We start from the raw sequence: 12,513 nt of genomic DNA on the forward strand, positions 1-12,513 counted from the left end.
ATACAAAATTTCAACAAACGCCGTCTACACAAAGCGTTATAGTTCAGCACTAATTCAGTTTTAACCACTAAGCTGACACCATTATATGATTAGGAGTGTATTATGCGCCGTTCTGCTTTTATTGTATCGCTGCTCTCTGCCAGCCTGGTGATAGCCGGTTGTGCCTCAAATGAATATTCGAACACCACCAAAGGTGCCGCTATCGGCGCTGTGGTGGGTGCTGTGGCCGGCAAGGCGACAGGTAACCACAAAGATAAGCGGCTGGTGATCGGCGCCGCTGTCGGTGCGCTGGCCGGTGCTGCGGTGGGCAGCTATATGGATAAACAAGAAAAAGCACTGAAAGAAGAGCTCAGCGGCAGTGGCGTGAAAGTGATCCGCGAGGGTGACAAACTGCGACTAGACATTCCAGCCCAACTGACCTTTGAAATTAACCGCTCGGATATCCGCAGCAATTTGTACCCGGTGTTTAACGACATTGCCAAAGTATTGCGTGATTATGAAAAAACCATGCTGGTGGTTGCCGGCCATACCGACGATACCGGCCCATATCAGTACAATATGAATCTGTCGCAACAACGCGCCGACAGTGTTAAGCAGTATCTGATAGCACAAAACGTGCAGGCCATTCGTATTGAAACCCAGGGTTATGGCCCGAATTACCCGATAGTGCCAAACAGCTCTGAGGCCAACCGCGCACAAAACCGCCGTGTTGAAATTCATATCGAACCAATAGTGGAATAGAGCCCTATTTTAGATAAAAAAACAGCGCCTTTTGGCGCTGTTTTCGTTTCAACGGCTAGTTAAAAACGATAGCTGATTTTGCCATAAATGTACTGACCACGAGGGTTATGCACCTTCGAAGCGTAACCATATAGGTCACCGTCACCATCACCGATAGCAAATGGCGGATCTTCATCCAGGGCATTGTTCATACCCAGCACCAGTTGAGTCTTATCATTCAGGTTATAACGCGCCTGAATATCCAGCAACATCTGGGCACTGATCGTGCGAGTGGTCGTACTCTCTACTTCACTTGGTGCTGCATAGTCTTCAAACTCGCCAATATAACTCAGGCTCGTCACTACACCCCAATCACCGTGACTCCAGTCAGCAGCAGCTAACCAGCGGTGTTGTGGATAGTTATATTCACCGGCATAGTCGATACGATTTTTCTCAAATTTGCTGATATATGACCAGTCCAGGCTAAACCTTACTTGCCCCATATCCTGCAGCGCTAACCGGTAAGACGTTGATAAATCTAACCCGGTAGCCTCCTGCGAGCTGACGTTAACATAGCTGTTGAATAAGCGTGATAACTCGCCCAATGTTTGTCCTGGTAATGGCGCTAAACGTACACAGACGGTACTGTTCTGGTTATTACATTCAGCCGCATAGACATTCTCGTAATCATTTTTATCGATCTTATTGTCCTGCGTGATGCTCCAGATATCCGCTGTAACATCAAACTCATCATTCACCTGCCAGACAAAGCCCAGGTTAAAGGTTTCTGACTCCTCTGGCTGTAAGCCTTCACCGCCGACAAATACAATAGTGTAATCGGTGGATGCACACGCCGGGTTAGAGGCATCAGCCACCGGACAGCGATAAGTATCGGTAAAGAATACCGACTCTTGTGATGGGCCTAAGCCAATTTGTGCCAGTGAAGGTGCACGGAAGCCCTGGCCAAACGAAGCCCGCATCGTAAAGTTATCTAACGGGCGCCATTTCATCGTTAGTTGAGGGTTAGTGGTTGAGCCGAAATCACTGTAGTGGTCATAACGGCCTGCTACGGTAAACTCCAGGGTGTCGTCAATCGGAATAAGCAGCTCTACATAAGCTGCATATTGATCCCGCTTAGCTTGTGCAGACACCGACTCAGTACCGAATATTAAACCGCGCTGAAATTGATCATCCGGTTGGTCAAAGGCATCTTCTTCGCGGTATTCTACACCGGCCGCAAGAGATACCATCTGGTCACCCAAAGCAAAGGCTTCACCACTGATGCTGGCATCATATGAGGTAATATGTGATTCACCACGGCGCACCAACGAGGTGGTAATGGCATCAATTACTTCAGGTGAGTTAAAGGTGCCGCCAAATGGGTTGTAGTTACCCAGGTTAATCTGCTCTTGCAGGAAGTCTGTGCGCACCCAACCTTGCTGTTTACTACCGGTTTGCATCGACTCACTGCGGCCTTTTTGCGCTGCAATATCCCAGTCCCAGTTATTGATTTGGCCACGAAGTCCCAGCACCATCCGCAGTGAATCAGACTCGATATCCCATACACGAGGGCCTGCATCTACCGTGCGGAAGCGGTTAATCGCGATATCCACACCAAAGGGGTTGTTAGGGTGCGTACCCGGCACGGTTAAGCCGGCATCACCATCTAACGGTGTAGCGGCACCTGAGGCCTGCGATCGGTTATGCTGTACGGATAGCTCAACATAGCCCTGAAGGCTGTCGGTAAACTGCTGGCTGCCCTGAAAAATAGCACCGACACGCTCTGCCGCCGGTACTGTCATACCAAAAGGACCATAGTCAAATACACAGGTTTGACCAAAGGCGCGCTCTGCAGGACAGCCCGGGTCAATGCGAGTTTCGCCATTTACGATAAAGTTACCTGGAAAACCGCGCGATGAACGTAAATCTAAGCCACCATATGGCGCCTGATTTGCAGTACCAAAGCGGCCCATTTCTGCACCGGTAATCACCGTATTTTTAAAATAATCCAGGATCAACGTCGCGTTGGCGTCATCTGTTTCAGTGCCCCAGACCAGGCTAGCAGACGTTTCATCATACGACGGGCCTGTGGTACCACCGTGGCTGACGCTTACTTCTGCGCCATCAAAATCTTTGCGCAAGATAATGTTTACTACGCCAGCAACAGCGTCTGAGCCATAAACGGCAGAAGCGCCGTCTTTTAGAATTTCGATACGCTCGATTGCCGCTACCGGAATAGAGTTAATATCTACGAAGGAGTTGGCGATGTTCTCAGCGAAAGCACTGACCGCTACGCGCCGACCATTAATCAGTACCAGAGTAGCGTCAGAGCCAAAACCACGCAAACTGATCGCTGCACCACCGTTGGCGGTAGAATCCTGGTTATTACCACGGGTAGAAAAGGTACCTGTACCCGCAACAGGCGTGCGCTCTAACAACTGCTGCAAGTTAGAAAAGCCCGATTTGGCAATATCTTCCCGATTGATAATATCAATCGGGGCCGCGCCTTCCAAATCATTGCGTTTAATGCGTGAGCCAGTAACTTCAATCCGTTCCACTTGCTGTGTGTCTGCACTGCTGTCGGCTTGCTGAGCAGAGGCGATATTGCCGTAACACAACGAACTTACTGCTAGCGCACATAGAGAGTACTTAAATGACGTTTTCATATGCATCCTTTTTGTTATTTGTTTTGTCATCAACTGCTTACGCAGCGATAAAGGTGTAGCACAAAACGCAAAAATTAACATTATTTGCACATGTTATATTTGTTATAAATCGTGACAAGGCGTAACAAAAGACAGACAACAAAAAGCCCCGCGAAATGCGAGGCTTGTGTTTTGGAACCATAAAGCGTTTGCGTTAGTTCTGCGCGTATTGCCGTTCTAAATTAACCGTTTTCGATTTCAGACTGGCTAGGTTAGAGCGCTCAGCACTGATTTTTTCGTCATACTGCTGTTCGGTACGATCAATCTTTTGCTGCAGGGTGACGAGCTCTTCCGCTTTAGGGAAGCTGCGGCGCAGCTTGTACAAATCGGCCTTCAGCTCATCTAATTTTTGCTGTTTTTCCTGTTCCAGTTTGCTGATCTGAAACTCGACAAAACGGCCCTGACGCTTTAAAGCATCAACTTGTTGTTTGAATTCACTACGGGTGCCGAGCATAGCGGTACCTAAAGGCCGCATATCGACTTGCTCGGCTTCACCGGCGCAGGGAAACTGACTAAATTCGACTACGCCGTTTTGCTCACACTTATACACCTGAGCCTGAACAGAAAAAGCGCCGAAAAACAACAGGTAAGATAATTTCTTCATTTGCCACCCCACATATGAGCAATAAATGTACAGAAAGCTTGCCAAATACGCAAGTTAACCCGCACATTTATTTTTCGGTTCAGCCAGTTTTCAGCTTAGTTGCTGTAACACAATTTGCCTAGCGCCAGCGCAATTAGCCCAACAGTGCCTGCTTCATAAAGTTAGGCCAGGCAGACGCCGCTTTGTGCACCTCTGCGTTGTAATATTCGGTGCTAAAAGGCGCATTTACGGCATCGGTCTCGCGAAAACCATTAAAGGCCATGCCTTTGCGTGCCAGCGTACAAGTCCACCAGCCTGACGGATACACCATTTGCGGGAACAATAGCGTTTGCAGGGCATCAAAGCCGGCATCTAACATAGCGCTACGCATATCTTTTAACAGTGGCATGTGAATAAGTGGCGATTCGCTTTGTTGTACTAAAATACCACCATGACGCAGCGCTTTGCGGCAGCTGTCGTAAAAGGCGCGGTTAAACAAGCCCTCGCCCGGGCCAATCGGGTCAGTGGAGTCAACAATAATCACGTCGACAGACTCCGCCTGGGCTTCACGCATAAATTTAATACCGTCATCAAATTTTAGCGTAGCGCGCGGGTCATTGTTCGAGGCGCAAAGCTCCGGAAAGTATTTTTCTGCCATCCGGGTGACTTGCTCGTCAATATCGATTTGAGTTACCGACTCCACACCGGGGTGCTTTAACACCTCGCGCAGGGTACCGCAGTCACCGCCGCCGATAATCACCACGTTTTTCGGGTTGGCGTGGGTAAACAGCACCGGGTGGCTTAACATTTCGTGATACAAAAAGTTATCGCGACTGCTGAGCATAATAACGTCGTCGATCACCATCAGGTTGCCAAAATGGCTGGTCTCGTACATTTCAATTTTTTGAAATGGCGATTGCACCTCCTCCAGCTTTTTAGTGACTTGCAGGCCAAAAGCACTGCCGCTGGCGGCGAAAATTTCGGTGTACCAATTGTTGTTAAAACCCGACATAACGATCCCCTCTTCGTAACAGGGCGCGTATTGTGCCTTTTAGCGCCTTCACACTCAAATTTTTTCGGTTTTTTGTGTTTTTTGCTGCAGCCTCGCCGTATAAGCCTTAAACTATAGCCAACTTAATTTTAAAGGAACGACAATGGCCGACTGGGGTACTGAAAAAGCACGCTCTATTTACAATGTTGCGGTATGGAGTGAAGGGTATTTTGATGTCAACACTGATGGCGATCTGGTGGCTTATCCAGATCAGGACCACAGTAAAAAAGGCATCCGTTTTCCTGAGCTGACAGCCCGGTTTAAAGAAGAAGGCCTGACCTTACCGGTGTTGGTGCGCTTCACAGACATTCTGCAGCACCGTGTTGATACCTTAATTAAATCGTTCCAGCGCGCTAAGGCCGAGAAAGACTATCAGGGCCAGTACACAGCAGTGTACCCGATTAAAGTGAACCAGCAGTTTTCGGTGGTAAAACGCTTAATTAGCCACGACAGTGGTAAAGTGGGCCTGGAAGCCGGCAGTAAGCCAGAGCTGATGGCTATTCTGGGCGTGACCGAGCAGCCACTGCAAATTGTGTGTAACGGTTATAAAGACAGCGAGTTTTTGCGCTTAGCCACTATTGGCCAGATGATGGGCCATACCGTGTATGTGGTGGTAGAAAAACTGTCTGAGCTGAAAACCCTGCTGCGCGAAATTGACAACTTAGGCACAGCGCCGCGTATTGGTATTCGTATCCGCTTAAACTCAGTGGGTAAGGGCAAATGGCAAAATACCGGCGGCGAGAAAGGCAAGTTTGGCTTAACTGCTACGCAGGTGTTGCAGGCGATTGATGTGCTGCGTGATGCCGGCAAGCTGGATTTACTGCAGCTGGTGCATTTTCATATCGGCTCGCAAATTGCCAATATCCGCGATATTCACAACGCTATCCGCGAGTGTGCCCGCCACTATGCTGAGCTGCGCACCTTAGGCGTGCCAATCACAACGGTTGATGTGGGTGGTGGTTTAGGCGTTGACTACGAAGGCTCTAAGTCACGCTCTGCCTGCTCGATGAACTACACCATGTACGAATATGCCCGTAACGTGGTAAACGGCTTAAAGGAAGTGTGCGACGAGTACGATCTGCCGCACCCGAATATTATTACCGAATCGGGCCGGGCGATGACGGCGCACCATGCGGTACTGGTAACCGATGCGATTGATATTGAGCGCGCACCGGGTTTGGTTAACTTGCCTGAGCCAAGCGAAGACTCACCTACAGTCATCTTAGGCCTGTGGGAAGCTTACCAAAACGTAACACCGCGCACAGCGATAGAGGCCTACCATGATGCGGTGCATTATTTTACCGATGCCCATGCTCAGTATGTGCATGGTTTGTTAACGCTGAAAGACTGGTCGCTGCTGGAGCAAATTTACTTTGCTACCATTAACAAAGTAAAAGCCAATCTGGATATGACAGCACGTTCGCACCGTTCTATTCATGATGAGCTGAACGAAAAGCTGGCCGATAAGTTATTCGTTAACTTCTCGTTATTCCAATCAATGCCCGATGCCTGGGGTATTGATCAGCTGTTCCCTGTTATGCCGCTGGAGCGGATGAACGAGCCGCTGGATCACCGTGCCATTATTCAGGACATCACCTGCGACTCTGACGGCCAGTTAAAAAGCTATGCCGATGGCAATGGTATAGAGCCAAGCCTGCCACTGCCGGTGTACAAAGAAGATGAGCAGTATCTGCTGGGTATGTTTATGGTCGGTGCCTATCAGGAAATTTTAGGCGACTTACACAACCTGTTTGGTGATACCGACTCAGTGCACGTTGAACTGACCGACGATGGCAGCTATAAACTGACCAATATCATCAAAGGTGACACCGTGGCCGATGTACTGCGTTATGTGCAGTTTGATGCGAAAAAGCTGATTGCCTCTTACACCAAACAGCTGGCCAAGCTGGAGATGGATGACAGCAAAAAAGATGAGCTGCTGGATGAACTGAAAGCCGGCGTTTACGGTTACACCTATTTTGAAGATTAAGGTAAACTAGCCTCTGATCCGATGTGTTAACAGCAGGCTCGCCTGCTGTTATCATTTTTGCCGGTACGGTTTTGCCGGCATAGTGTCCGGCCATTGTTATCAGGTGCTGTTATGTTACATTTTTTACCCCGCCCGCTCAGCGGCGCTTTATCGCTGTTGTTGTACACGCTAAACACCCTGTTCTGGTTTGTACCCGTATTGCTATTAGCCTTGCTAAAACTGCCCCCGATAACCCGCTGGCAAAGCTGGATGACTTACCTGCTGGATGCCTGTGCCGTGGCCTGGATCAGCGTTAACAACTTTACCACCCGTTTGTTTACCCGCATTCGCTGGCATGTTAGTGGGCTGGAAAAACTGTCACGCAACGACTGGTATCTGGTGCTGGCGAATCATCAGTCCTGGGCCGATATTCTGGTGCTGCAAAAGGTGTTTAACCGTAAAATTCCGTTTATTAAGTTTTTCCTGAAAAAAGAGCTGATTTACGTGCCATTTTTAGGCATTTGCTGGTGGGCACTGGATTTTCCTTTTATGAAGCGCTACAGCAAGGCCTTTTTACAGCGCAACCCGCACCTGCAGGGTAAAGACATTGAAACTACCCGCAAGGCCTGCCGTAAATTCCGCTTTAAACCGGCGGCCATTATGAATTTTGTTGAAGGCACCCGCTTTACCCGAGAAAAACACGATAAGCAGCAATCGCCTTACCACAACCTGTTAAAACCCAAAGCCGGTGGCGCCGCCTTCGTGCTGGGCGCCATGGGCGAGCAGCTACATAAAATTCTCGACATTACCATTTACTACCCCAAAGGCATTCCCAGCTTCTGGGATTATATCTCCGGCAAGGTTCGTGATATAACAGTGCAAATAAAGGTGCTGCCGATTACTCCAGAGCTGGTGGGTGACTACAACGACGCCGCTTATCGCGAGCGTTTCCAGCTGTGGATAAACCAGCTGTGGCAGCAAAAAGACCAGCAACTTAGTGCGCTGAAACAAGGAGTTAAGCAGTAATGTTAAGTTTTTTACCTGGTTGGTTGTTGTTTCCCTTCAGCTTTAGCGCCTTTGCGCTAAACCTGGCATTTTGGGGCATAGTGGTCACGCCACTGGGATTAATTAAACTGCTGCTGCCGTTTAAAGCGGTACACCGCTTAACCGGCTATGCCGGCAAAGGCTGCTACCGCGGCTGGACAGCAGTAAATACCGCACTGATTAACCTGTTTAATCATGTCGACTGGCAGGTAACCGGCGCCCAAACCCTGGATAAAGAAAGCTGGTATCTGCTGATTTCCAACCATAAAAGCTGGCTGGATATTCCGGTGGTCAGCACCGTAGCCCATAGCCGCATTCCGGAGCCAAAGTTCTTTTTAAAAGATCAGCTAAAATGGCTGCCTTTTTTAGGCACCGGCTGCTGGGCGCTGGATATGCCCTTTATGAAACGCTACAGCGCTGCCCAGCTTGCGAAACGGCCTGAACTCAAAGGCAAAGACATTGAAACCACCCGTGCGTCGTGTCAGAAATTTAAAACCGTGCCTACCACTATTATCAATTTTGTTGAAGGCACCCGCTTTACCGAGCAGAAAAAAGCCCATAAACGCAGCCCGTTTCAATACCTGTTGCCACCCAAGGCTGGTGGTATTGCCTTTACCCTGGCCAGCATGGGCGAGCAATTTAACGCCATTTTAGACTTTACCCTGCTCTACCCGGATAACCCGGACCATGTCGCACTGGACATGTTAATGGGCAAACTAAAACGGGTAGTGGTGCAGGTTGAAGTGTTGCCGGTAGACCAGCAGGTGATTGGTGATTACTTTAACGATGAGCAGTTCCGGCAGCGCTTTCAGTTGTGGTTGAATCAGCGCTGGCAGTTAAAGGATCAGCAAATCGCCCAGTATTATCAGCAGCGCGCCAGTGCCGGGCAAACCGAGCACCTGGCCTGTTAAGCCTTACTGGCACTGAGCAAAATATTCCGTGGCGTAATCTCCCGCTGACACAACTGTGTCAGCTTTACTTTGTAGCCATGCTGCTGCAAATATAACGCTTTATCCAGCGCCAGCCATAGCTCCAGTGGTCGGCGAAACAAGTGTCGCACCAGTTCAATACGTCGCACCAGTAACTGCCGCTTAGCGGCGCGCGCCAGATAGGCAGACCAATCCATATTAGCCGGTAGTGGCAGCTGATGCTGCGCTGCAGCCCAGCGGGCAAAAGTAGCAAAATCACCGCTAAACCAGTGTTTAGCAACTGACGACAGCGGCTGATAAGTGCGCTCTTTGCTGATATCAGCGCGTAGCTCATCATAAGCCAAACGCCATAGCACTTCGGTATGGCGCAAGCGGTTAACCCGAGCACCGCCGGTAACCTGCCCCTGCACCACTAACTTTAAATCATCTTTATCCAGCATCAGGTTATGCTGCTGCGCCAATGCCGACAGCGGCTGATACTGCTCGGCAGCAATTAAATGATAGCAACAGGGTACCAGTTGCAGTTGACGGCAGCCATACTGCACCGCTTGGCGCAACAGCCGGATATGTAAATCGCCGCAGGCGTGCAGCGCCACCAGATGCTGCTCTGGTTTAAGCACGTTTGCCAGGGGGGCTGATAACACATCAGCACAAATAAACTCTTGTTTAAGTTGATGTTTCTTTGCCAGCAATGCGCCCTCTTCGCATAACTGCGGCTGCCACTCGACACTGGTTACCGGCTGGCCAAAACGCTGCGCCAGAATGCGCCCCAGATGGCCTTTACCGGCACACCATTCCACTACCGGCAACGAAGCGGGCAACCACTGCTGGCACAGCGCATCAATTTGCTCCAGCTTGCGCCCGCTGATACCCGTTTGCAGCCAAAACGGCAAGGTTGACAGCTCAGCCGCCTGTGACGCCGCAAGCGGCGGTTCCAGCTGGAACAGCTCAGCAAAGTGAGATGCAAGCCAGGGCGGTAATTGTGCCGTTTGCTCGGCGTGATCCAGCTCGGTCGGTGTTAATAATGCCAAGTTTGCTTGCCAGGTCTGCCCGCACCAGGGCAACACCTGATGCTGAAATGGCAATAGTTGCCAGTACGGGCGGTACCGCGTCAACAAATGACTCAAGTGATAAAAGTAGCCGGCTAAATCCGGTGGCATAATCCGCTACCTGGTACGCAGTAAAAATCGACGCCTGCCATTTTGCCAGCCCTGTCGTTGTGCTTTATAGTAAAGCGATGCAGATCAATTAAGACCGCTATGATAAACCAGGGTGTTAACCGGACCACACAGTTTCTTGCCTGGCTAGGCAGTTTTTTACTGGTCTTGCTATTTGGCTATCTTAGCTGGCAAGGTTACCAGCAAGCACCTAGTCCGCAGTTGCTATTGCGCTGGCTAGTGGCATTTTTAGTCAGCGAGCTGATTTTACTGCTTTTGGTCAGGGAGATAGAACGGCTATTACAACGGCTGTTACAACAGGCACAACAGGCACAACAGCTAAAACAACAGCTGGCATCGCGCCAAAACAACAATTATCAGCAAGCGCTTAGCACACTAAACAATATTGCCACCAGCTTCGATCCGGATTGGCGCAAACAACTTAGGCAAGCCCTGCAGGTAGCAGCAGACTACTTACAACTACCTATTGCGATTGTTAGCAAAATTGAGCAACAGGATTATCAGGTACTGGTACACAGTGCCCCGGAAGGTTTACTGCAGGATAACAGCCATTTTGACTTGGGTAACACCTACTGCAGTTTAACCCTGGCCAGCGGCACCGTGCTGGCCATTGACCAGATGAGCCAAAGCCAGCATGCGCAGCACCCTTGTTTTAAAACTTTTGCGCTGGAAAGTTATATTGGCAGTGCCATACAAGTCGATGGTAATCCGTTTGGCACCGTCAGTTTTTCCTCTACCACAGCCAGAGCCTCGCCCTTTAGCCAGCTGGAGCGTGATTTTGTCAGTCTGCTGGCACGCTGGATTGGCAGTAGTATAGAGCGCCGGCAGTATCTGGAAGCTCAGGTTGATGCGGCGCAGCGGTTGAAGAAAATTGCTAGTCAGCTGCCGGGGATGGTGTTTCAGTTTCAGCTAAAACCGGATGGCAGCAGCAGTTTCCCCTATTGTAGCGAAGGCATCCGCGATATTTTTCAGCTAACGCCGGAGCAGGTTAAAGACGACGCCTCAGCCGTCTTCGCGCTGATCCACCCGGATGATTTGGCCGCCGTTCAGGACAGTGTTGCCGCCTCAGCAGCCAGCTTAAGTTTATGGAGAACCGATTATCGGGTGCGCCGACAAGATGGCGAGTATATCTGGGTGACCGGCCGCTCTATGCCGGAGCAACAGCCCGATGGCAGTGTGCTGTGGCACGGCTTTATCAGTGACTTAACTGAGCGCAAACGTGTAGAGCGGCTAAAAGATGAGTTTGTCTCAACCGTCAGCCACGAGCTGCGCACCCCGCTAACCGCGATTAGCGGCGCCATTGGCTTGCTGCATGGCCAGGTATTCGGCGCGCTGCCCGAGCAGGCCCGGCAAATGACTGAGCTGGCACAGGCTAATGTGAAGAAATTACAGCTACTGATTAACGACTTGCTAGATATGGATAAACTGATCGCCGGCAAAATGCAGTTTGATATTCAGCCTCAACCACTGCTACCCATTATTCAGGCGGCGCTGCGCGATAACCAAAGCTATGCTCAGCAATATCAGGTGACCTACGAGCTCAATGCAGAGCCGAGCGATATTTGGGTGAGGGTTGATAATATGCGCCTACAGCAGGTACTTACCAATCTGCTGTCAAATGCGGCAAAATTTTCACCGCCACAAGCAGTGGTTAAAGTAGTGCTGCAACAACAGGACTTAACGGCATTGATCCGCGTGATTGACAGCGGCTGTGGCATCGGAGACGATTTTAAGCCTTATATTTTCAGTAAGTTTTCTCAGGCCGACAGTTCAGACAGCAAAACGAAGGGCGGCACCGGTTTAGGCCTGGCCATCAGCCAGCAACTGATGCACAAGATGCAAGGCAATATCGGCTTTCACTCCGAGCAAGGTAAAGGCAGTGAATTTTATTTACTGCTGCCGGTGGTAAGCACCGAACATTCAGAGGAAATATTATGACGGCTCTAGAACGCATTATGCATGTAGAAGACGACCCTTCTATTCAGCAGGTCGCCAAAATTGCACTGGAGGCCGTTGGCGGCTTTACGGTACATACTTGCAGCAGTGGCCAGCAGGCACTGACTGATTATGAAGCTTTTGCACCTCAGTTAATTTTACTTGATGTGATGATGCCGGGCATGGATGGCCCGACAACGCTGCAGCACCTGCGCCAGCAATTTGATTTGTCCAAGGTGCCGGCGATCTTTATGACCGCCAAAGTACAAAGCAGTGAGGTAGAATCTTACAAAGCGCTGGGCGCCGCGGATGTCGTGGTAAAACCCTTTGATCCCATGACGTTATCTGACCAGATCCGGCAGATCTGGCAAGATTTTCATCAGGCCTAGCACAATAGCT

10 protein-coding genes are annotated in these 12,513 nt (G+C 50.0%); 6 read left to right on the plus strand and 4 right to left on the minus strand.

The genetic code is table 11. The features are described from left to right. Positions 1 to 102 precede the first annotated feature (102 nt). Entirely contained in the window at positions 103 to 741 is a 639-nt protein-coding gene (locus ABGI61_RS01775) for a YiaD family glycine zipper/OmpA-like lipoprotein (RefSeq protein ID WP_347595944.1), read from the plus strand. 59 nt (positions 742 to 800) lie between these two features. On the opposite strand, the gene ABGI61_RS01780 is transcribed toward ABGI61_RS01775, so the two are convergent. The 3 genes from ABGI61_RS01780 to speE all read right to left on the minus strand — a co-directional run bounded on the left by ABGI61_RS01780 (position 801) and on the right by speE (position 5,020). Next, complete coding sequence (locus ABGI61_RS01780) at positions 801 to 3,386, minus strand: TonB-dependent receptor (protein WP_347595947.1); 2,586 nt, start codon at positions 3,384 to 3,386, stop codon at positions 801 to 803. 193 nt (positions 3,387 to 3,579) lie between these two features. After that, positions 3,580 to 4,029, minus strand: coding sequence for a DUF4124 domain-containing protein (locus ABGI61_RS01785; RefSeq protein WP_347595950.1), 450 nt, complete (start codon positions 4,027 to 4,029; stop codon positions 3,580 to 3,582). 133 nt (positions 4,030 to 4,162) lie between these two features. Further along, positions 4,163 to 5,020, minus strand: a complete 858-nt coding sequence (gene speE, locus ABGI61_RS01790; RefSeq protein ID WP_347595953.1) for a polyamine aminopropyltransferase — start codon at positions 5,018 to 5,020, stop codon at positions 4,163 to 4,165. Positions 5,021 to 5,162: 142 nt separating this feature from the next. Between speE and speA the strand changes: the two genes are divergently transcribed. The 3 genes from speA to yihG (ABGI61_RS01805) all read left to right on the plus strand — a co-directional run bounded on the left by speA (position 5,163) and on the right by yihG (ABGI61_RS01805) (position 8,983). Further along, positions 5,163 to 7,049 (plus strand): biosynthetic arginine decarboxylase, encoded by a 1,887-nt coding sequence (speA, locus tag ABGI61_RS01795; RefSeq protein WP_008222270.1) that lies wholly within the window; start codon positions 5,163 to 5,165, stop codon positions 7,047 to 7,049. 111 nt (positions 7,050 to 7,160) lie between these two features. After that, complete coding sequence (gene yihG, locus ABGI61_RS01800) at positions 7,161 to 8,054, plus strand: 1-acylglycerol-3-phosphate O-acyltransferase, YihG family (RefSeq protein WP_347595957.1); 894 nt, start codon at positions 7,161 to 7,163, stop codon at positions 8,052 to 8,054. After that, positions 8,054 to 8,983, plus strand: coding sequence for a 1-acylglycerol-3-phosphate O-acyltransferase, YihG family (yihG, locus tag ABGI61_RS01805; RefSeq protein ID WP_347595960.1), 930 nt, complete (start codon positions 8,054 to 8,056; stop codon positions 8,981 to 8,983). The genes yihG (ABGI61_RS01800) and yihG (ABGI61_RS01805) overlap by 1 nt, the downstream gene beginning before the upstream one ends. On the opposite strand, the gene ABGI61_RS01810 is transcribed toward yihG (ABGI61_RS01805), so the two are convergent. After that, positions 8,980 to 10,161, minus strand: a complete 1,182-nt coding sequence (locus tag ABGI61_RS01810) for a class I SAM-dependent methyltransferase (protein ID WP_347595963.1) — start codon at positions 10,159 to 10,161, stop codon at positions 8,980 to 8,982. The genes yihG (ABGI61_RS01805) and ABGI61_RS01810 overlap by 4 nt on opposite strands. Positions 10,162 to 10,260: 99 nt before the next feature. Here ABGI61_RS01810 and ABGI61_RS01815 point away from each other — a divergent pair, with 99 nt between their 5' ends. Together ABGI61_RS01815 and ABGI61_RS01820 are read left to right on the plus strand one after the other, a co-directional pair. Next, positions 10,261 to 12,117, plus strand: a complete 1,857-nt coding sequence (locus ABGI61_RS01815; RefSeq protein ID WP_347595966.1) for a GAF domain-containing sensor histidine kinase — start codon at positions 10,261 to 10,263, stop codon at positions 12,115 to 12,117. Beyond that, on the plus strand, positions 12,114 to 12,503 hold the full coding sequence (locus ABGI61_RS01820; protein ID WP_347595969.1) for a response regulator: 390 nt from the start codon (positions 12,114 to 12,116) through the stop codon (positions 12,501 to 12,503). Before ABGI61_RS01815 ends, ABGI61_RS01820 begins: the two co-directional genes overlap by 4 nt. Positions 12,504 to 12,513 lie beyond the last annotated feature (10 nt).

The organism is Rheinheimera fenheensis (assembly GCF_039871805.1).
In the GTDB taxonomy this organism is placed as follows: domain Bacteria; phylum Pseudomonadota; class Gammaproteobacteria; order Enterobacterales; family Alteromonadaceae; genus Alishewanella; species Alishewanella fenheensis.